The sequence below is a fragment of the Streptomyces sp. NPDC015139 genome (assembly GCF_043079785.1).
GTDB lineage: Bacteria > Actinomycetota > Actinomycetes > Streptomycetales > Streptomycetaceae > Streptomyces > Streptomyces albidocamelliae.
This window is the reverse complement of the sequence record NZ_JBIBUW010000011.1, coordinates 201766-222639: the sequence shown is the minus strand read 5'-3', so window position 1 is coordinate 222639 and position 20874 is coordinate 201766. Positions and strand designations below refer to the sequence as shown.

Sequence of the window (20874 nt, the reverse complement as noted above, 5' to 3'; positions counted from 1 at the left end):
CACCCGCTCACGTACAAGGAGTCAAGGATCTCATGGACGCTGTGACCCAGGTCCCCGCCCCCGTCAACGAGCCGGTGCACGGCTACGCCCCCGGTTCGCCCGAGCGCTCCCGCCTGGAGGCCAAGCTCAAGGAGCTGGCCGAGAACCCGATCGATCTGCCGATGACCATCGGCGGCGAGAAGCGCATGGGCGGCGGCGAGCCGTTCCAGGTGGTCCAGCCGCACAACCACAAGGCCGTCCTCGGCACCCTGCGCAACGCCACCCAGCAGGACGCGCAGGACGCCGTCGACGCGGCCCTCGCCGCCGCCCCGGCCTGGCGTGCCATGTCCTTCGACGACCGCGCGGCGATCATCCTGCGCGCCGCCGAGCTGCTGTCCGGCCCGTGGCGCGAGACCATCGCCGCCTCCACCATGCTCGGCCAGTCCAAGACGGCCCAGCAGGCGGAGATCGACAGCCCCTGTGAGCTGGTCGACTTCTGGCGCTTCAACGTCCACTACGCCCGTCAGATCCTGGCCGAGCAGCCCCCGGCGAACTCCCCGGGCGTGTGGAACCGCATGGACCACCGCCCGCTGGAGGGCTTCGTCTACGCGATCACGCCGTTCAACTTCTCGGCGATCGCGGCCAACCTGCCCACCGCCCCGGCGCTCATGGGCAACGTCGTGGTGTGGAAGCCGTCCCCGACGCAGACCCACGCGGCCGTCCTGCTCATGCAGCTGCTGGAGGAGGCGGGCCTGCCCAAGGGCGTCATCAACCTCGTCACCGGCGACGGCATCGACGTCTCCAAGGTCGCACTCGAGCACCGCGACCTCGCGGGCATCCACTTCACCGGCTCGACCAAGACCTTCCAGTACCTGTGGAAGACGGTCGGCAACAACATCGAGAAGTACCGCTCCTACCCGCGTCTGGTCGGCGAGACCGGCGGCAAGGACTTCCTGGTCGCCCACCCGAGCGCCGACCGCGCCGTGCTGAAGACCGCCCTGACCCGCGGTGCCTTCGAGTACCAGGGCCAGAAGTGCTCGGCCACCTCCCGCGCCTACATCCCGGCCTCCATCTGGAACTCGGGCTTCAAGGAGGAGTTCGCGGCCGAGGTCGACTACCTCACCATGGGTGACGTCACCGACCTGTCGAACTTCGTCGGCGCCGTGATCGACGACCGTTCGTTCGCCAAGAACAAGGCCGCGATCGACCGCGCCAAGCAGGACCCGACCTGCACGATCGTGGCCGGCGGCACCTACGACGACTCGGTCGGCTACTTCGTCCGCCCGACCGTCGTCGAGTGCACCGACGCGGAGAACGAGGTCTTCACCACCGAGTACTTCGGCCCGTTCCTCGCCGTGTACGTCTACGAGGACGACCAGTACGACGAGATGCTGACCCAGATGGAGTCGGTCTCGGACTACGCGCTCACCGGTTCGGTCATCTCGGGCGACCGCGCGGCCGCCGCGTACACGATGGAGAAGCTCCGCTACGCCGCGGGCAACTTCTACATCAACGACAAGTCGACCGGTGCCGTCGTCGGCCAGCAGCCCTTCGGCGGCGGCCGGGCCTCCGGCACCAACGACAAGGCGGGTGCCCCGCAGAACCTGATGCGCTGGACCCTGACCCGCGCCATCAAGGAGACCCTGGTCGCACCGACCGACTACGGGTACCCGCACATGGGCTGACCCGCCCCGCGAACCCGGGCCGGGAGGCCTGCCACGAGCAGGCTTCCCGGCCCGTTGCCATGTCCGCAGGGCGTCCCGCCGCCGGGTCAGAGGGCCCGGCCGAGAAAGTCCCGGACCAGCCCGGCGATCTGGTCCGCGTGCGTCTCCAGCGCGAAGTGGCCGGCCGGCAGGAGATGGATCTCCGCCTCGGGCAGGTCCCGGCGGAAGGCGAGTGCCCCCTCGGGCACGAAGATCTCGTCGTGCGCGCCCCACACCGCGAGCAGCGGGACCCGGCTCTCGCGGAAGTAGGCGTGGAAGGCCGGGTACAGCGCGAAGTTGGAGCCGTAGTCGGAGATCAGGTCGAGCTGGATCTCCGCCTGGCCCGGGCGCGCGATCCGGGCGGTGTCGTGCTCGTAGGCGTCCGGGCTGACCAGGGTCGGGTCCGGGACCCCGTGCAGGTACTGCCACTTGACGCCGTCGGGTGAGTAGATCTCCCGCACCGGCGCCTCGGTCCGCGGCGTCCGCTTCTCGATCAGCGCCAGCACCGGCGCCCAGGCCTCGGCGCCGAGCCCCTCCTCGTAGGCGTTGCCGTTCTGCGTGACGATCGCGGTGACCCGCTCGGGGCGGGCGAGGGCGAGCCGCAGCCCGATGGGGGCGCCGTAGTCCTGGATGTAGAGGGCGTAGCGCTCCAGCCCCAGCAGGTCGGTGAACTCCTCGGTGATCCCGGCCAGTTCGTCGAAGGTGTAGCGGAACTCGGCGGGGTCCGGCGTCGCGGAACGGCCGAAGCCGATGTGGTCCGGGGCGATCACCCGGTACCGGTCGGCCAGCAGCGGGATCAGGTCGCGGAACATGTGGGAGCTGCTCGGGAAGCCGTGCAGGAGCAGCAGGACGGGGGCGTCGGCGGGTCCGGCCTCGCGGTAGTACACGTCGAGGCCGCGGACGGTGACGGTGCGGTGGTGGATCCGGTGCGTAGCCATGGAGGCAGTCCAGCACGCCGACGGCTAACCAGTCAAGGAAGTTTTAAAGGTTAGGTGCCATACTGGGGCGCATGCCGACCGACCTCCGTCTCGCGCACACCGCCGACCTGGAGCCCCGTGAACTGCGCTCCGTGCGCGCCCTGTTGGACGAGGCGTTCGACGGTGCCCTCTCCGACGAGGACTTCGACCACGGGCTCGGCGGGATGCACGTGCTGCTGTACGACGGCGGCGGACTCGCCGCGCACGGCTCCGTCGTGCAGCGCCGTGTGCGGCACCGGGGGCGCTGGCTGCGCACCGGGTACGTGGAGGCCGTCGCCGTACGGGCCGATGTGCGGCGGACCGGGCTCGGCGGGCGGGTGACGGCCGAGCTGGAGCGGGTGATCGCCCGGGCCTACGACCTCGGCGCGCTGTCCGCGAGCGACGAGGGCGCCCCGCTGTACACCGCGCGCGGCTGGCAGCCGTGGGCCGGCCGCGTCCACGCCCTGTCCCCGGACGGGATCGTGCGCCTGCCGGAGGAGGAGGGCGGCCTGTACGTGCGGCCCGCGCTCGCAGGGCCCCTCGACCCCGCCGGCGAACTGGTCCTCGACTGGCGCGACGGCGACGTCGCCTGACCGGCCGCGACCCCCGCCGTCCCCCGGCCGGTCCTCCCTCGAACGCACGAACACGCAGTTCAGAGCGGTGTCAGGGAGTTCGCCGTCTCAGATAGTAGGAAGTCCGAGTAATTGTGCAGACAGACTCGGCCCGCTCCCTTAGCTTGGAAGAAGCCGAACGTCTCGCTCGATCCAGCGAATGGCGGTCGTGAGCCGTGGCCCTGTGCAGGCAACCCCTGCGGCCGGTGCTCCCCGCCCCCTCCGGCGTCTCGTAACCCCCCTTGCCGTACTCCACGTTTGCCGAAGGAGTCGATTTCCATGGCCGAGACGACCGTCCGCCGCCGAGTCCGCCACGCGTCCCCCGCGAGCGACTCCGACCGCAAGAACGCCGCCGCCGCGCTCCAGCGTGCCCTCGACCGCCGCGACAACGGCGGCGAGACCGGCCACTGAGCACCGGGCCCGCGAGCCGCGCTGCCGCGCAGCGCCCGCCGGCGCACCGATCCCGGGAGCCGCACCGGTTCGAGGTGCGGCACGGCCCTCATCCGCCGTGCCGCACCTCGAAGTGGTCGATCCGCCGGCCGTCCTGCGCCAGCGCCGACACGGCGAGCCGCGGCGAGGTGCCCGCCCGGGCCTCCACCGCGAGGAGCGAGAAGCCGGTGTACCTGACCCGCGACCACTCCACCGTCTCCGCCGCGCGGTCCCTGCCCTTCGCCCAGTGGAAGGTCTCGACCGCCTCGTGCCGGGTGACGTGCCCCTCGTAGCTGTCCTCGACGCCGGACGGGAAGGCGTACAGGTCCCGGCCGCCGCCGCCCGCGGTGACGTACACGATGCCGTCGCGGGCCGGGTCGGTGGAGCCGCCGACCGGCACCGTCCGGCCGACCTTCCCGCCCCTGATCGCGTCGGTGCGCTCGTACACGTGGTTGTGTCCGTTGATCACGAGGTCCACCCGGTGCCTCTCGAACAGCGGCAGCCACTGCGCGCGCACCCCGCCGTCGGAGGCGTGCTGCGAGGTCGAGTAGGCGCAGTGGTGGAAGAAGACGACCACGAAGTCGACGCCGTCGGCGGCGCGCAGCCCGGCCAGCGTCCGGTCCAGCCAGGCCGTCTGCCGGCCACCGCTGTGCCCGAGGTTGGCGGGGATCTCGTACGACACGTCGTTGGCGTCCAGGGCCACGAAGCCGACGTTCCCGTACCGGAAGCTGTACGCGCCGGGCGTGCCGTGCGGGTCGAAGCCGTTGTCCGGCAGGGAGAAGCGGGCCAGCTGGCCGCCGTAGCCGTCGGGCGAGTACCAGGCCTCCATGTCGTGGTTGCCGGTCGTCACCATCCACGGCACGGATCTGGCGACGGGCTCGTTCTGCTTCAGGAAGAGGTCCCAGAAGCCCGGGTCGTACCCGTCCTGCTGCCGGCCGCTGCCGTTGACGTTCGCGTAGCAGATGTCGCCGGCGTGCAGGTGGAACGCGGGCTTCTGGCGCAGCACCAGGTCGTCGTTGGCGTCCGCGGCCCGGCCCACCCCCTGGTCGCCGAAGGCCGTGAACACGAACCGCTCCGGGCCCGCGGGCGCCGTGCGGAAGGAGGCCAGGGCCGCGCGGTGGCCGGGCGCCGCGGGGTCCCAGCCGTCGTGGCCGACCCCGTAGTAGTACGTCGTGCCGGGCGTGAGGCCGTCCAGGGCCGCGTGCACGTAGTACTGCTCCAGGGCGAGCCGCACCCCCGGCACCCCGGGTGTGTGCAGCGCGCGCACCTCGGCCTCGATCCGCCGGCCCAGGTCGTCGGGCCGGAGCCCGACCCGCACGTACGGCCGCCGTACCGCGGACGGCACCTGCCAGGAGATCCGCATCCGCGTCCGCGGGTCGGCGCCGAAGGCCAGATGACGGCCGAACGGCACGACCGCCGAGCCCGGCGCCCGGGAGGTCGCCGCGGCCGGTCTGGCGTCGGCGGCGGTGGAGGAGGAGCAGCCGGTCAGCAGGCCGCCCGCCACCGCCCCGGCCGTCACCAGCGTGCGGCGGCCCACCACGCGGCCGCGCAGGTACTCGTACTGCTCGGCCATGCTCATCCGCTCGGCGAGGCGGCGCGGAATGCCGACGTCGGGGGTCTCCATGCGGGTGAACCTTCCACCGGCCCGCGACACCCGTCCCACATACGGGTGAACAGCAGCCGACCGGCCGACGCCGGGACCCGACACCCTGTCCGCATGACGGACAGAGCATGTCATCCCCTGGGACGAGGAGTAGGGTGCCCGCATGTCTCGCAGCCTCAATCTCGCAGTGATCCCCGGTGACGGCATCGGCCAGGAGGTCGTGGCCGAGGGTCTCAAGGTCCTCTCCGCCGTCCTGCCGCAGGATGTGAAGCTGGAGACCAAGGAGTACGACTTCGGCGCCAAGCGGTACCACGCCACCGGTGAGACGCTCACCGACGCGGACCTCGCCGCGCTCAAGCAGCACGACGCGATCCTGCTCGGCGCGATCGGCGACCCGTCGGTGCCGTCCGGCGTCCTGGAGCGCGGCTTCCTGCTCAAGCTCCGCTTCGCCTTCGACCACCACGTCAACCTGCGTCCGTCGAAGCTCCTCCCGGGTGTCGCCACCCCGCTCGCCGGCCAGCCGCAGATCGACTTCGTCGTGGTCCGCGAGGGCACCGAGGGCCCGTACACGGGCAACGGCGGCACCATCCGCCGGGGCACCGAGCACGAGGTCGCCACCGAGGTCTCCGTCAACACGGCGTACGGCGTCGAGCGTGTCGTCCGCGACGCGTTCGCCCGCGCCCAGGCCCGCCCGCGCAAGAAGCTCGCGCTGATCCACAAGAACAACGTGCTGACCTTCGCGGGTCACCTGTGGACGAACGTCTTCAACAAGGTGGCCGCGGAGTTCCCCGACGTCACCACCGAGTACATGCACGTCGACGCGGCGACCATCTACCTGGTCACGCAGCCCGAGCGGTTCGACGTGATCGTCACCGACAACCTCTTCGGCGACATCATCACCGACCTCGCCGCGGCCGTCTCCGGCGGCATCGGCGTGGCCGCCTCCGGCAACATCAACCCCGGCCGTGAGTTCCCCTCCATGTTCGAGCCGGTCCACGGCTCGGCCCCGGACATCGCCGGCCAGGGCAAGGCCGACCCGACCGCCACGGTCCTGTCCGTCGCCCTGCTGCTGCGCCACCTGGGCCACGACGGCGAGGCGGACCGCATCGACGCGGCCGTCACCGCCGACCTGACCGAGCGTGCCGCGCTCGGTGCCCGCAGCACCGCGCAGATCGGCGACGCCCTCGCCGCCCGAGTAGCCGGCTGACCCGGCGCTCGACCATCACAAGCCGCCGGGTCACCACACCCGGCGGCTTCCACGTGTCCCCGCCGGGTGCCACCATCGACCCCTGGGCCGCTTTCACCCCGATTCCGTCGGCCGTGGTGCCCCGCGCGATAATCGAACGCGGAGCCGCGGTATGAGGGAAAGCTCGGACGTCCTAGCACTGACGACTGGCAGTATGGGCGTGAGCGCGGCCCGTCACTACAACCGGTGAAGGACAACCACTCATGACGACGCCCACGATCGAGCTCAAGCCGTCCGCCAACCCCCTGGCCGCAGCGGAGCGCGAGGCGATCCTGGCCAGCCCGGGATTCGGCCGCCACTTCACCGACCACATGGTGACGATCAAGTGGACCGAGGGCCGCGGCTGGCACGACGCCCAGCTCGTTCCGTACGGCCCCATCTCGATCGACCCCTCGACCCACGTCCTGCACTACGGCCAGGAGATCTTCGAGGGGCTGAAGGCGTACCGGCAGCCCGACGGCTCGATCGCGCTGTTCCGTCCCGAGGCCAACGCCCGCCGCTTCCGCAACTCCGCCCGCCGCATGGCCATGGCGGAGCTGCCCGAGGAGCTGTTCATCGCGGCGCTCGACGCGCTGCTCGGCCAGGACGCGGACTGGGTCCCGGCGCACGGCGGCGAGGCGTCGCTGTACCTGCGTCCGTTCATGTTCGCCACCGAGGCCGCGCTCGGCGTGCACCCGGCCAACGAGTACCTGTTCATGCTGATCGCCTCCCCCTCCGGCGCCTACTTCGCCGGTGGCGTCAAGCCGGTCACCATCTGGGTCTCCGAGGACCACGTCCGCGCGGTCCCGGGCGGCACCGGCGACGCGAAGACGGGCGGCAACTACGCGGCCTCCCTCCTCCCGCAGGCCGAGGCCGCGGCGAACGGCTGCGACCAGGTCGTGTACCTCGACGCGGTCACCCGCACCAAGGTCGAGGAGAGCGGCAGCATGAACGTCGCCTTCGTCTACGGCGACCGGATCGTCACCCCGTCCCTGACCGGCTCGATCCTGGAGGGCATCACCCGCGACTCGCTGCTCCAGGTCGCCCGCGACCTCGGCTACACCGCCGAGGAGGGCGTCGTCACCCTGGAGCAGTGGCGGGCGGACGCCGCGTCCGGCGCCCTCACCGAGGTCTTCGCCTGCGGCACCGCGGCCGTGGTCACCCCGATCGGCCACGTCAAGACCCGGACGGACGCCTGGACCCACGGCGACGGCAACCCCGGCCCGGTCACTCTCCGTCTGCGCGAGGCGCTGCTCGGCGTCCAGCGCGGCATGACGGAGGACAAGCACGGCTGGATGCACCGCATCGGCTGACCGCTCCCCGCGCGCCCCTCGGGGCGCTACCGGCTCAGGGCCGCCTCGGACTCCTCGACGTCCGCGGCGGCCCTCGGCCGCCCCGGGCCGGATCCCAGCAGCAGGTACGCCAGCCCGCCGACCGCCCCCGACAGCAGGAAACTGCAGTCCACCCCGCCGGTCAGCGCCAGCAGCGGGCCCTCGTACGACGGCAGGGAGACCGCCAGCAGGCCGACCACGGCGCCGGCCGCCCAGGAGGCCGTCGCCCGGACGTTCCAGCCGGCCCGGTACCAGTAGATCCCGCCCCGGGAGCGGCGGTTGAAGACCTGGAGGGCGTCGGCGTCGTACACGCCGCGGCAGCGGACGAAGCCGATGAGGGTGATGACCGCCCACGGGGTGCCGACGGCGGTGAGCAGGAGCACGAAGGAGGTCATCGCCGACTGCGCGTCCCAGGCGTAGTGGCCGGCGAAGACGCATGCCGTGGCGACGACGGCGACCGTGCAGGTGGCACGGGCCCGGGAGGCGCGCGGCAGGATGGCGTCCAGGTCCAGGCCCATGGAGTACAGCATCAGGCCCGCGTTGCCGACCGAGCCCGCCGAGGCGGACAGCAGCAGCGGCACCAGGTACCAGGCGGGGGAGGCGGCGACCAGCGGGCCCGCGTAGTCGGTGGCCGCGTGCGCCGCGTACGCCGTGAAGGTGCCGAACAGTTGCGGCACCAGCAGCCCGAGGATCAGGCCGAGCCAGGTGGAGCGCAGCACCGTGCGGCCGGAGTGGCGGGCGGGGGAGATGTAGCGGGTGTAGTCGCCGAGCAGCGTGATGAAGGCGATCGGTCCGGACAGGCCCGCCGCCACCGTGGCCAGGAGCCAGGTCGGCCAGAACGAGCCCAGCAGATAGCCGCCGGCGTCCGGCAGCGCCGACGTCGTGAAGTGCGGGGCGTAGGCGAGGACGCCGAGGACCAGCAGGGCGGTCATGCCGACGGCCAGCACCCGGGACATGGCCAGCAGCACCCGGTAGCCGTAGACGGCGCCCGCGACGGTGGCCCCCGCGAGCACCGCGTACACCAGGGCGTACGACAGCCCGTCCGCCGGTACTCCGAACAGCCGGCCGAGCACGCCGAGCATCACGTCGCCGCCGATCCACACCGTCAGGGCGGTGTAGCCGAGGGCCAGCAGCAGACCGACCACCGAGCCGACCAGCCGGCCCCGCACACCGAACTGGGCGCCGGAGGAGGTGGAGAGGTTGGTCGCGGTGCGCAGCGAGACGAGCGCCAGCGGTGCGGTGAACAGCGTGCCGACCACCGTGCCCGCGACGATGGCCCCGACCGACGCCCACCAGCCCAGCCCGAAGGACGGGGGCAGCCAGCCGAAGATGATCACCCCGAGGCAGAGGTTGGAGCCGAGCAGGATCGAGACGAGGTCGCGCGGACCGCTGGTCCGCTCCTCGTCCGGGATGGTGTCGACTCCGCGCTGTTCGATCGGCATGGCTGCATCTCCTTCGACGGCCGCCTGATGGTCCGGGCTCGCTGGGCGGTGGTTTGAGCGACGTTCAATGTGGCGTGAACTGCGGCCGCCGGTCAATGCTTCTGTTTCATGAATTCTGTGTTTAGAGTGATGCTCTAACCTACGGAAGGCAAGGAGGTGCCGCGTCGTGAGACTGACCCCGACGGAACGTGACCGGCTGCTGCTCTTCGGAGCCGCCGAGCTGGCCCGGGCCCGCCGCGCACGCGGCCTGAGGCTGAACGTGCCGGAGGCGACCGCGCTGATCGCGGACACCGTCTGCGAGGCGGCCCGGGACGGCCGGAGGCTCGCGGAGGCCATCGAGGCGGCCCGGTCCGTGCTCGGCCCCGAGGACGTGCTGCCAGGTGTCGCCGACGTCGTCACCGAGGTGATGGTCGAGGCCGTCTTCGACGACGGCTCCCGCCTCGCGGTGGTCTCGGACCCCATCGGCGGCGGCCTCGGCGAGGACGCGCCGGGCGCCCTGCTGCCCGGCCCCCAGCACGCCGACCCCGAGCCGGTGATCCGGCTCGGCGTCACCAACACCGCGACCGTGCCGGTCTCCGTCACCTCCCACTTCCACTTCTTCGAGGCCAACCCGCGTCTCGACTTCGACCGCGCGGCCGCCTACGGCATGCGGCTCGCCGTACCCGCCGGGTCCTCGGTCCGCTTCGGGCCGGGGGAGAGCGAGGAGGTCGGGCTCGTCCCGATCGGCGGAGAGCGGATCGCGATCGGCTTCGCCGGGCTGGTCGACGGGCCGCTGGACGCGCCCGGAGCGCGGCAGGAGGCCCTCCGCAGGGCCGCCGCCTGCGGATACCTGGGAATCACCGAGGTCACGGACGGCACGCAAGCCACGGGCGAAGGAGGCGAGAGGCGATGAGCCGCTCCAAGGGACGCGAGGTCAGCCGGGCGATCCATGTCGACCCGCGGGCCTACGCCGCCACCCACGGCCCCCGCGCCGGCGACCGCGTCCGCCTCGGCGACTCGGGACTCACCGTCCGCGTCGAGTCCGACTCCCAGCGGTACGGCGACGAGTTCCTCGCCGGCTTCGGCAAGACCGCGCGCGACGGACTGCACCTGAAGGCCGCCGCTGTCCGCGACACCTGCGACGTCGTCATCAGCAACGTCCTCGTGATCGACGCGGTGCAGGGCATCCGGAAGGTCTCCATCGGCATCCGGGAAGGCCGCATCTGCGCCGTCGGGCGGGCCGGCAACCCCGACACCCTCGACGGTGTCGACGTCGTGGTCGGCACGGGGACCTCGATCGTCTCCGGCGAGGGGCTGATCGCCACCGCCGGTGCCGTCGACACCCACGTCCACCTGCTGTCGCCGCGCATCATGGAGGCCTCCCTCGCCTCCGGCGTGACCACGATCATCGGGCAGGAGTTCGGCCCGGTGTGGGGCGTCGGTGTCAACTCGCCGTGGGCGCTGCGGCACGCCTTCAACGCCTTCGACGCCTGGCCGGTCAACATCGGCTTCCTGGGCCGGGGTTCGTCCTCGCACGACGCCCCGTTGATCGAGGCGCTGGCCGAGGGTGGTGCGTCCGGCTTCAAGGTGCACGAGGACATGGGCGCGCACACCCGTGCGCTGGACACGGCACTGCGGGTGGCCGAGGAGCACGACGTCCAGGTCGCCCTGCACAGCGACGGGCTGAACGAGTGCCTGTCGGTGGAGGACACCCTGAAGGTGCTGGAGGGGCGGACGATCCACGCCTTCCACATCGAGGGCTGCGGCGGCGGGCACGTGCCCAACGTGCTGAAGATGGCCGGCGTGCCGAACGTCATCGGTTCCTCCACCAACCCCACCCTGCCCTTCGGCCGGGACGCGGTCGCCGAGCACTACGGCATGATCGTCTCCGTCCACGACCTCAAGCCCGACCTGCCCGGCGACGCGGCCATGGCCCGCGACCGGATCCGCGCCGGGACGATGGGCGCCGAGGACGTGCTGCACGACCTGGGCGCGATCGGCATCACCTCCTCCGACGCCCAGGGCATGGGCCGCGCCGGGGAGACCGTCCGCCGCACCTTCGCCATGGCCGGCAAGATGAAGGCCGAGCTGGGCCCGATGGAGGGCGACGGCGAGGGCGACGACAACGCCCGCGTCCTGCGCTACATGGCCAAGCTGACCATCAACCCGGCCATCGCGCACGGCCTCTCCCACGAGATCGGCTCGATCGAGGCCGGCAAGCTCGCCGACATCGTGCTGTGGCGCCCGGAGTACTTCGGCGCCAAACCGCAGCTCGTCCTCAAGGCCGGCTTCCCGGCGTACGGCGTGGTCGGCGACCCCAACGCGGCCACCGACACCTGTGAACCCCTGGTGCTCGGGCCGCAGTTCGGCTCCTACGGCGCCACGGCCGCGGACATCTCCGTCGCCTTCGTCGCCCGGGCCGCCGTCGACCAGGGCAACGACACGATGCCGACCCGGCGCCGCCGGGTCGCCGTGCGGGGCACCCGCGGCATCGGGCCCGCCGACCTGCGGCTGAACGCCCGTATCGGAGCGGTCGACGTCGACCGGCGCACCGGCCTCGTCAGCCTCGACGGCGAGCCGCTGCGCTCCGCGCCCGCCGACTCCGTCTCCCTCAACCGCCTCTACTTCCTCTGATGCACCGGACGCAAGGAACCCGACACATGACCACTCCCGCCGCCGACGGCTTCCGCATGCCCGCCGAGTGGACCCCGCACGAGCGCACCTGGATGGCGTGGCCGGGCCCCAACCCCACCTTCGACGACCCGGACGACCTGCGTCTCTCCCGTATGGCCTGGGCGTCGGTCGCCCGTGCCGTCCTGCGCTTCGAGCCGGTGACGGTCGTGTGCGGCCCCGGCCAGTCGGCGCACGCCCGGACGCTGCTCGGTCCGGGCATCGACACCGTCGAGCGGGACCTCGACGACGCCTGGATGCGCGACATAGGCCCCACCTTCCTCACCGACGGCAAGGGCTCCCTCGCCGCCGTGGACTGGACGTTCAACGGCTGGGGCGCCCAGGACTGGGCCCGCTGGGAGCACGATTCCAAGGTCGCCGCGTACGTCTCCGACCTCGCGGGCGCGAAGACGTACGCCTCGAAGCTGGTCAACGAGGGCGGCGCGATCCACGTCGACGGCGAGGGCACGGTCCTGCTCACCGAGACCGTGCAGCTCGGCCCCGAGCGCAACCCGCACTGGTCCCGGGAGGAGGTCGAGGCGGAGATCCACGCCCACCTCGGCACCAGCAAGGCGATCTGGCTGCCGCGCGGCCTGACCGGCGACTACCCGCCCTACGGCTTCGGCACCCTCGGCCACGTCGACATCGTCGCCGCCTTCGCCCGTCCCGGCGTCGTGGTCGCGCACCACCAGCCGGACCCGGCCCACCCCGACCACGAGGTCGGCAAGGAGGTCATCGGCATCCTCCGGTCGGCGACCGACGCGCGCGGCCGGGCCCTGGAGGTCGTCGAGGTGCCCGCCCCGACCGTGCTGGAGGCCGACGGCCACTGGGCCGACTACTCCTACATCAACCACTACCTCTGCAACGGCGGCGTCGTGCTGTGCGGCTTCGACGACCCCCGCGACGAGATCGCGGCGGGCATCTTCCGCAGGCTCTTCCCGGAGCGGACGGTGACCCTGGTGGATGCACGTACGATCTTCGCGGGTGGGGGCGGCATCCACTGCATCACCCAGCAGCAGCCGAAGGCATGAGCGGGTAGGAGTCGGGATGGCCGGTGAGCCCCGGGCGCGGAGGAACGCGCCACCCCGCGAGACCGTCCTCGCCGCGGCCATGGACATGATCGCCGAGCGCGGTCTGGAGAAGCTGACCATGGCGGGGCTCGGCCGCGAGGTCGGGATGAGCAGCGGCCATCTGCTCTACTACTTCCGCTCCAAGGACGAACTGCTGCTGCAGGCCCTGGAGTGGAGCGAGGGCCGCCTCGGCGCGGAGCGGGGCCGGCTGCTCACCGGCGGCGGAACCGCCCGCGAGCGGCTGGCCGCCTACGTCGACCTGTACGTGCCCGACGGCCACCGCGACCCGCACTGGACGCTCTGGCTGGAGGTCTGGAACCGGTCGCAGAACGCCGACGACGAGGCCCGCGTCCGGCAGGCGGCCATCGAGGGCGCCTGGCACCGCGACCTGGTGGCACTGCTCGCCGAAGGCATCTCGCGCGGCGAGTTCCGGCCGGTGGACGCGGACCGTTTCGCGGCGCGGCTGCGCGCGCTGCTCGACGGGTTCTCCATCCACGTCGCCATCGGGCTGCGCGGCACCGACCGGGCGCAAGTGCTGGCGCACGTGCGGGAGTTCATCGCCGACGCGCTCCTGGCGGATCCCGAGGCGCGCGGCCGGGACCCGCTGCCGCGGTAGAGGAATCCTTCGCTCCGCCGCCGGGCAGGTAACGGCGCATGGGACGACAACACTGGAAGCGGATCTGGGTCGGCTCGGCGGGCAACATGGTCGAGTGGTTCGACTGGTTCGTGTACGCCAGCTTCGCCACCTACTTCGCGGGCGCGTTCTTCCCGAGCGGCAACCCGACGGCCCAGCTGATGAACACCGCCGGCATCTTCGCCGTCGGCTTCTTCATGCGCCCCGTCGACGGCTGGCTGCTGGGCCGGGTCGCCGACCGCAGAGGCCGCAAGGCGGCACTGACCCTCACCGTCAGCCTCATGTCGGCGTCGGCGGTCCTCATCGCGGTCGCGCCGACCTACACGGCCGCCGGCTACGGCGGCGCGCTCGTCCTGCTCGTCGCCCGCCTGCTGCAGGGCCTGTCGGTCGGCGGCGAGTACGCGGCCAGCGCCACCTATCTGACGGAGGCGTCCGACCCCGGCAGCCGCGGTTTCGCCTCCAGCTTCCAGTACGTGTCCATGACCGCCGGCCAGATCGCCGGCCTCGGACTCCAGATCGTCCTGCAGCGCACCCTGTCCGACGCCGCCCTGCACAGCTACGGCTGGCGCATCCCCTTCGTGGTCGGCGCGGCGGGCGCGGCCGTCGTCTTCTACCTGCGCCGCAGCATGCTGGAGACCGAGGTCTACGCGGAGGACACCTCGCACACCGAGGAGCGCGGCACCCTGCGCGCCCTGTGGCGGCACAAGCGGGAGGCGCTGCTGGTCGTCGCCCTCACCATGGGCGGCACGGTGGCCTACTACACGTACACCACCTACCTGACGAAGTACCTGTCCAACTCGGCGGGCCTGTCCAAGGAGACCGCGACCCTCGTCTCCTTCACCGCGCTGATCGTCTTCGCGTGTCTCCAGCCGCTCGCCGGGCGCCTCTCCGACCGCGTCGGCCGGCGTCCGCTGCTGATCACCTTCGCCGTCGGCTCCACCGTCCTCACGGTCCCGATCATGACGCTGCTCCGACACGTGGACGGCTACTGGCCCGCCCTCGGCCTCGCCCTGCTCGCGCTGACCGTGGTCACCGGCTACACCTCGATCAACGCCTGTGTGAAGGCCGAACTGTTCCCGACCGGCGTCCGCGCGCTGGGCGTGGCCCTGCCGTACGCCGTGGCCAACGCCCTGTTCGGCGGCACGGCGGAATACGTCGCCCTGTGGTTCAAGAACGCCGGCATCGAGTCCGGCTTCTCCTGGTACGTGGCGGGCTGTGCCGCCGTATCCCTCGTGGTGTACGTCACCATGCGGGAGACCAAGGATCTGGATCTGGCCAGGGTGCGGGCCGCCGAGGGGTCGGGGGAGTCCAGTTTGACGCCCGCATCCTGAGACGACCGGTGAGCCGGGGGCGGTGCTGTGCCAGACTTCCCCCGTGCTCTCGTTCGCCATGATTATTGGCAGCAGGCGCGCCGGTCCGCAGTGACCACCTCGTACGACCAGGTGCGGGTGGCCACCGTCGTTCTCGACCCGCGCGCAGACCTCTCGCACCCGCGAGGGGTTTTTTCGTTTTCCGGCCCACCCACGGCCGGGAGCGGAGCGCGAGGGAGTATTGCGGGGACGGTGGAGCCGGTCATTCCGGTACGACCGAAGATTCACAATCAGGAGCCTTGAGACCATGACCGAGACGGCAACCAGCGAGCTCGACGACTCGTTCCACGTCTTCGACACCACGCTCCGCGACGGCGCGCAGCGCGAGGGCATCAACCTCACCGTCGCGGACAAGCTCGCCATCGCCCGGCACCTGGACGACTTCGGCGTCGGCTTCATCGAGGGCGGCTGGCCCGGCGCGAACCCGCGGGACACCGAGTTCTTCGCCCGCGCCCAGCAGGAGATCGCGTTCAAGCACGCGCAGCTGGTCGCCTTCGGCGCCACCCGACGCGCGGGCGCCAGGGCCGCCGACGACCCGCAGGTCAAGGCCCTGCTGGCGTCCGGCGCCCCGGTGATCACCCTGGTCGCCAAGTCGCACGACCGGCACGTGGAACTCGCGCTGCGCACCACCCTCGACGAGAACCTGGAGATGGTCCGCGACACCGTCACCTACCTGCGCGAGCAGGGCCGCCGGGTGTTCGTCGACTGCGAGCACTTCTTCGACGGCTACCGGGCGAACCCCGAGTACGCCAAGGACGTCGTGCGCACGGCCTCGGAGGCGGGCGCGGACGTCGTCATCCTCTGCGACACCAACGGCGGCATGCTGCCCGCCCAGGTCCACGCGGTCGTCTCGACCGTCCTCGCCGACACCGGAGCCCGGCTCGGCATCCACGCGCAGGACGACACCGGCTGCGCCGTGGCCAACAGCCTCGCGGCCGTCGACGCGGGCGCCACCCACGTCCAGTGCACGGCCAACGGCTACGGCGAGCGCGTCGGCAACGCCAACCTCTTCCCGGTCGTCGCCGCCCTGGAACTGAAGTACGGCAAGCAGGTCCTGCCCGAGGGCCGGCTGCGGGAGATGACCCGCATCTCGCACGCCATCGCCGAGGTCGTGAACCTCACCCCCTCCACCCACCAGCCCTACGTCGGCGTCTCCGCCTTCGCGCACAAGGCCGGCCTGCACGCCTCCGCGATCAAGGTCGACCCGGACCTGTACCAGCACATCGACCCCGAGCTGGTCGGCAACACCATGCGCATGCTGGTCTCCGACATGGCCGGCCGCGCCTCGATCGAGCTCAAGGGCAAGGAACTCGGCGTCGACCTGGGCGGCGACCGCGAGCTGGTCGGCCGGGTCGTCGAGCGGGTGAAGGAGCGGGAGCTCAAGGGCTACACCTACGAGGCCGCCGACGCCTCCTTCGAGCTGCTGCTGCGCGCCGAGGTCGAGGGCAGGCCCCTGAAGTACTTCGAGGTCGAGTCCTGGCGGGCCATCGTCGAGGACCGCCCCGACGGCAGCCACGCCAACGAGGCCACGGTCAAGCTGTGGGCCAAGAGCGAGCGCATCGTCGCCACCGCCGAGGGCAACGGCCCGGTCAACGCCCTGGACCGGGCCCTGCGCGTGGCGCTGGAGAAGATCTACCCGCAGCTCGCCAAGCTCGACCTGGTGGACTACAAGGTCCGCATCCTGGAGGGCGTGCACGGCACCTCCTCCACCACCCGGGTCCTGATCTCCACCTCCGACGGCACCGGCGAGTGGTCCACGGTCGGCGTGGCGGAGAACGTCATCGCCGCCTCCTGGCAGGCGCTGGAGGACGCGTACACCTACGGCCTGCTGCGGGCCGGCGTCGAGCCGGCGGAGTAACCGACGAGGCGCCACGCCCCCTTCCCGCCGCACAGTGGAGGCATGACCACAGACGACGGTGGCGTGCTGTCCCGGGCCCGCGTGGCGACCCGGCTCCCGGCCGGGGACCTGGAGCGGGCCCGGCGCTTCTACGCCGAGAAACTGGGCCTGCACCCCGTGGACGAGCGCCCCGGCGGGCTGCTGTACCGCTGCGGCGGGACGGACTTCGTGGTGTTCCGCTCCACCGGGGCCTCGCCCGGCACGTTCACCCAGATGGGGTTCGAGATCGACGAGGACATCGAGTCGGCCGTCGCGGAGCTCCGGCGGCGCGGCGTGGTGTTCGAGGACGTGGACGTGCCCGGGTTCAGCACCCGGGACGGCATCGCGGAGATCGAGGGCAACTACCCGAGCAAGGGCGCGCGCGGGGAGCGGGCGGCCTGGTTCCGCGACAGCGAGGGCAATCTGCTGGGCATCGGCCGGCCCACGCGGTGATCAGGGCGCCCGCCAGATGTTGTCGAAGGCCACGTTCTCGATGCGCCGCCGCTCGCGCACGGCCTCCAGCTCGGTCACCGCGTCGCCGACCGCCAGCAGCACGGTGACGACCGACTCGTCGTCCGGCTCCTCCTCGGCGGGCCGGTCGGTCTGGATGCGCAGGGTGGCGGCGAGGCCGGTCAGGACGGGTTCGTGGGACCACCAGCGGTCAGCCGCGTGCCGCCGCGCCGGGGTGTCGGCGTGCAGCTCGTCCGCGCTCCGCAACGACAGCCAGTGCCGGCGCTTCCCGGACAGCTGCCCCGCGGACTCCAGGGCGTCGCCGTAGGCCACGGCCAGTCCCTCGCCGCGCCGCCACAGCCAGTCCTCGACCTTTTCGTACGGCTCCTGCCGGACGAGCGCCGACTGCGCCTCGTCCAGCAGCCGCTCGCCGGTGGCCAGCGGCGAGCCGGGCACGATGCGCTCGCCGTCCAGGGTCAGCGCGCGGGTGCCGAGCAGGTCGATCAGCTCGGCGCCCGCGAGCGCCAGTGACAGGTCGCCCTGCTCGACGGGACGCTCGCCCGGGACGTCCAGGCTGACGAGGAACAGATCCTGCGGTGTGGTCATACGGGACTCCAGGACGGACGGGCGCACGGACGGGTCAGGACGGGCCGGGGTCGTTCGGGTGGGGTTCCAGCGGGGTGACCCGGAACGTCATCCAGGGGCGCAGCGGAAGGGTGCTCAGGACCTTCGACTCGAGTTCCTCGCCATCCCCGGCGCGCCAGATGCCGATGCTGCGTGCCTCGCCGACCGGGCGCCACAGCCGCGCCAGATGACCGGCGGCGGCCAGTTCCCGGGCCCGGACGGCTTCGGCGGCGCGCCGCTGGGCGACCTCTTCCTCACTGGTGCCCTCGGGTACCGACGTGGTGATCTCGACCAGGAACTCGCGCATGGTCCCGCTCCCTCGGTGAGACGTCCGGCGGAGCCGCCGGTCTTACCCAATCGTCCCCCAGTGATCGGGCGGACGCCGCTCAGCAGGAGTCCTCGGCGAGCCTCTCGAACGCGTCGCGGCTCATCGGCCGGCCGTCCGCCCAGACCTGGCCCGGCCGCAGCCGCCCGATCCGTTCGGCGGTGAACTCCACGATGCCGTTGTAGGAGTCGCCGGTGACGTAGTGCCCGAACCCGAGGACGTACGTGTGCCGGGGCAGCAGCTCCTGCTTCCCCCGGTGCCGGGCGTGCCAGCTGCCGGGCGGGGTGAAGAGCGGGAAGCGGGCGTCCCCGTGCAGTCCCTCCGCCCGCGCGTCCCAGCCGGTGGTGGCGGGTCCGCCACCGGCCCCGCGCGCTCGCCCGTCGAGGTGCGGCCCCCGGTACCGGTCGTCGCCGCAGGGCCGGAGCAGGGCGTACGGCACCCCGTCCGACCCGAGCCCGACCCCGGCGAGCGGCAGGTCGACGGCCGCGCAGCCGCTGAGCAGCAACAGCCCGCACACACCACCGAGCAGCCCCGCCGCCCGCCGTCGCGCGGCGGCGCGGCGCGGTCCACCCGCCCCCGCGCTCGTACGACCGATCACGTCCCGCCCCCCGGAGGGCGGGACGTGCCCGCCCTACTGCAGATGCCACTTCTGGTTGGCCGCCCCGGTGCAGGACCAGATCTGTGCCCGGGCACCGTTCGCCGACGAGTTGTCCGTGACGTCGAGGCACTTGCCGGCCGCCGTGTTCACCACATCACCCGTGGCGGAGTCGTACGACCACCGTTGCGCACCGGTTCCGTTGCAGTCGTACAACTGCGTCCTGGCCCCGTTCGCCGTCGAACCGGTGGCCACGTCCAGGCACTTGCCGAGCGCCTGGACCGAACCGTCGGCCTGCACCGTCCACTTCTGGGCCGCGCTCCCGTTGCAGTCGTAGAGCTGCACGGCCGTGCCGTTGGCGTCCGAACCGCCCGCCACGTCCAGGCACTTGCCCGCCAGTCCGGTGAACGAGCCGCTGCGGCCGCCCCCGCCGGACTGCGTCCCGGACCAGGTGAACGTGGCCGAGGTCCGGCCCGGCAGGGAGTAGGTGGCGTGCCGGCCGCCCCAGTTGACGGTGACCGTCCGCGCCGTCGAGGCGTCGTTGTAGGCGATCAGCGCCTTGCTGCCGTCCGGGTTGCGCCACGCCACGTTCGGCACCGCCGTGGACGCCGTCGAGGCGATCCGCCGGGCGCCCGGCCGGACGAACTTCGTCAGGTGGCCCATGGTGTAGTACTCGACCGTGTAGTCGACCGTCCCGCTCGCCCCGTCCCCGTTGTGCACGGTGATCAGGCCGGTGCAGGTGCCGCAGCCTCCGTTGTGCGGGCCCTTGTTCTGGTCCACCGCGAGCGACCACTTGGTCACCGACTTCGCCCAGTTGCGGGTGTAGTCGATGATGTCGGCCATGTCCTCGCGCTGCTGGTTGGCGATCCAGGTGCCGCCGGAGTGCTCGGTGCCGAAGGCGTCCAGTGTGGGGTACTGGTTGTGCACCGAGGTCTGCTTGCCGATGTCGCCGCCGTACCCGTGCCAGGCGATCCCGCCGAAGTTCGGGTGGTCGCGCACGGCCGCGTCGTCCACGGTCGGGGCGGCGTGGGAGTCGTAGACGTCCCAGTTCCAGTCGTGCGCCAGCACCTTCGTCGTCAGGCCGGCCGCCTGGAGCCTGGGCAGCAGCTCGCTCTTGGTGAAGTACGCGAGGCCGCTCGCGTTCCAGCTCATGGACGGGTACCCGGAACAGCAGGTCGGCTCGTTCTGCGCGGTCACGTAGGAGACGCCGATCCCCTGGTCCTTGTAGGCCTGGAGGTACTTCACGAAGTAGGCGGCGTACGCCCCGTAGTCCTCCGCCTTCAGCCAGCCGCCGTTGAGCGAGCCGCTGTCCTTCATCCAGGCCGGTGCCGTCCACGGCGAGGCCATCACGGTGAGGGACGGATTCAGCTGGAGCGCCTGCCGGGTCAGCGGCACGACGTCCGCCAGGTCGTGGGTGATCGAGAACTTCGCCAGGCCCGGATCCGTCTGTCCGGCCGGCACGTCGTCGTACGTGTAGCCGTACCGGGCCAGGTCCGAGGCGCCCATCGGGTTGCGCAGGAACGACAGCCCGATCCCGTCGGTCGGCGAGAAGAGCTTGCGCATGGTCGCGTCCCGCGTCGCCGGGGACAGCGCCCCGCTGCCGTTCATCAGCCAGGCCGCGGTGTCCGTGAAGGAGGCGCCGCCGCCGGTGAAGGTCTGGTAGCGGGTGTTCTCGTCGACGGTGATGTTCTCGCCGCCGCCACCCGTCCCGGACTGGAAGGCGAACGGCGTCTGCGCCTGGAGCCCGCGGACCACGTGCCGGCCCGCGGAGTCGTCGGTCGTGGTGAGCCAGGCGGTGACCTGCTCGTCGGCGGCGTGCGCGGAGCCGGTGCCGAGGGTCGTGAGCCCGGCGGTGGTCAGCAGGCCGGCGAGGAGCAGCCGGGCCGTGCGCAAGCGTCTTCTCATGGTGCGTCGCCCTTCTGGGGAGAGCCAACGTGCCTGGTGTGGGGGAGTGTTCGCGCCCCGGCCGTCCTGACGTGCCGTCTTGACGGGCCTGTGGGCC

Annotated in this window: 19 protein-coding genes; 12 read left to right on the top strand and 7 right to left on the bottom strand. The window is 72.0% G+C overall.

The window, feature by feature from the left end:
• Positions 1–32 precede the first annotated feature (32 nt).
• The gene (gene pruA, locus ACF08B_RS28160) at positions 33–1664 is read left to right on the top strand and encodes an L-glutamate gamma-semialdehyde dehydrogenase (protein WP_392319949.1); all 1632 of its coding nucleotides are present in this window, start codon (positions 33–35) and stop codon (positions 1662–1664) included.
• An 86-nt stretch (positions 1665–1750) separates the two neighbouring features.
• On the opposite strand, the gene ACF08B_RS28155 is transcribed toward pruA, so the two are convergent.
• Entirely contained in the window at positions 1751–2620 is an 870-nt protein-coding gene (locus tag ACF08B_RS28155) for an alpha/beta fold hydrolase (protein WP_392319948.1), read from the bottom strand.
• A gap of 71 nt (positions 2621–2691) precedes the next feature.
• Here ACF08B_RS28155 and ACF08B_RS28150 point away from each other — a divergent pair, with 71 nt between their 5' ends.
• Entirely contained in the window at positions 2692–3231 is a 540-nt protein-coding gene (locus tag ACF08B_RS28150) for a GNAT family N-acetyltransferase (protein WP_392319947.1), read from the top strand.
• 297 nt (positions 3232–3528) lie between these two features.
• On the top strand, positions 3529–3660 hold the full coding sequence (locus tag ACF08B_RS28145; RefSeq protein ID WP_392319946.1) for a hypothetical protein: 132 nt from the start codon (positions 3529–3531) through the stop codon (positions 3658–3660).
• 88 nt (positions 3661–3748) lie between these two features.
• On the opposite strand, the gene ACF08B_RS28140 is transcribed toward ACF08B_RS28145, so the two are convergent.
• Positions 3749–5302 carry a purple acid phosphatase family protein gene (locus tag ACF08B_RS28140; protein ID WP_392319945.1) on the bottom strand — a complete coding sequence of 518 codons (1554 nt, stop codon included), beginning with the start codon at positions 5300–5302 and terminating at the stop codon, positions 3749–3751.
• Positions 5303–5444: 142 nt separating this feature from the next.
• On the opposite strand from ACF08B_RS28140, the gene ACF08B_RS28135 reads away from it, so the two are divergent.
• Positions 5445–6488 (top strand): 3-isopropylmalate dehydrogenase, encoded by a 1044-nt coding sequence (locus ACF08B_RS28135; protein WP_392319944.1) that lies wholly within the window; start codon positions 5445–5447, stop codon positions 6486–6488.
• Positions 6489–6730: 242 nt separating this feature from the next.
• Positions 6731–7819 (top strand): branched-chain amino acid aminotransferase, encoded by a 1089-nt coding sequence (locus ACF08B_RS28130; protein ID WP_392319943.1) that lies wholly within the window; start codon positions 6731–6733, stop codon positions 7817–7819.
• A 26-nt stretch (positions 7820–7845) separates the two neighbouring features.
• On the opposite strand, the gene ACF08B_RS28125 is transcribed toward ACF08B_RS28130, so the two are convergent.
• Positions 7846–9279, bottom strand: a complete 1434-nt coding sequence (locus ACF08B_RS28125) for a cytosine permease (protein WP_392319942.1) — start codon at positions 9277–9279, stop codon at positions 7846–7848.
• Positions 9280–9445: 166 nt separating this feature from the next.
• Between ACF08B_RS28125 and ureA the strand changes: the two genes are divergently transcribed.
• The 7 genes from ureA (at position 9446) to ACF08B_RS28090 (ending at position 17331) form a co-directional block, all read left to right on the top strand.
• Positions 9446–10171, top strand: coding sequence for an urease subunit gamma (gene ureA, locus ACF08B_RS28120; RefSeq protein WP_392319941.1), 726 nt, complete (start codon positions 9446–9448; stop codon positions 10169–10171).
• Positions 10168–11892 carry an urease subunit alpha gene (locus ACF08B_RS28115; protein WP_392319940.1) on the top strand — a complete coding sequence of 575 codons (1725 nt, stop codon included), beginning with the start codon at positions 10168–10170 and terminating at the stop codon, positions 11890–11892. Before ureA ends, ACF08B_RS28115 begins: the two co-directional genes overlap by 4 nt.
• A gap of 26 nt (positions 11893–11918) precedes the next feature.
• Positions 11919–12959, top strand: coding sequence for an agmatine/peptidylarginine deiminase (locus tag ACF08B_RS28110; protein WP_073889835.1), 1041 nt, complete (start codon positions 11919–11921; stop codon positions 12957–12959).
• Between the two features lie 16 nt (positions 12960–12975).
• On the top strand, positions 12976–13614 hold the full coding sequence (locus tag ACF08B_RS28105) for a TetR/AcrR family transcriptional regulator (RefSeq protein ID WP_093474443.1): 639 nt from the start codon (positions 12976–12978) through the stop codon (positions 13612–13614).
• 38 nt (positions 13615–13652) lie between these two features.
• Positions 13653–14963 carry an MFS transporter gene (locus ACF08B_RS28100; protein ID WP_392319939.1) on the top strand — a complete coding sequence of 437 codons (1311 nt, stop codon included), beginning with the start codon at positions 13653–13655 and terminating at the stop codon, positions 14961–14963.
• Between the two features lie 286 nt (positions 14964–15249).
• The gene (cimA, locus tag ACF08B_RS28095) at positions 15250–16860 is read left to right on the top strand and encodes a citramalate synthase (RefSeq protein WP_392319938.1); all 1611 of its coding nucleotides are present in this window, start codon (positions 15250–15252) and stop codon (positions 16858–16860) included.
• A 42-nt stretch (positions 16861–16902) separates the two neighbouring features.
• The gene (locus tag ACF08B_RS28090; RefSeq protein WP_392319937.1) at positions 16903–17331 is read left to right on the top strand and encodes a VOC family protein; all 429 of its coding nucleotides are present in this window, start codon (positions 16903–16905) and stop codon (positions 17329–17331) included.
• Here the strand turns inward: ACF08B_RS28090 and ACF08B_RS28085 are convergent, their stop codons facing one another.
• From ACF08B_RS28085 to ACF08B_RS28070, 4 genes are all read right to left on the bottom strand, one after another.
• On the bottom strand, positions 17332–17934 hold the full coding sequence (locus ACF08B_RS28085; protein ID WP_392319936.1) for a GPP34 family phosphoprotein: 603 nt from the start codon (positions 17932–17934) through the stop codon (positions 17332–17334).
• 34 nt (positions 17935–17968) lie between these two features.
• Positions 17969–18259 (bottom strand): muconolactone Delta-isomerase family protein, encoded by a 291-nt coding sequence (locus ACF08B_RS28080; RefSeq protein ID WP_392319935.1) that lies wholly within the window; start codon positions 18257–18259, stop codon positions 17969–17971.
• A 79-nt stretch (positions 18260–18338) separates the two neighbouring features.
• Positions 18339–18875 (bottom strand): hypothetical protein, encoded by a 537-nt coding sequence (locus ACF08B_RS28075; protein WP_392319934.1) that lies wholly within the window; start codon positions 18873–18875, stop codon positions 18339–18341.
• 33 nt (positions 18876–18908) lie between these two features.
• Positions 18909–20777 carry a ricin-type beta-trefoil lectin domain protein gene (locus ACF08B_RS28070; RefSeq protein ID WP_392319933.1) on the bottom strand — a complete coding sequence of 623 codons (1869 nt, stop codon included), beginning with the start codon at positions 20775–20777 and terminating at the stop codon, positions 18909–18911.
• Positions 20778–20874: the final 97 nt, after the last annotated feature.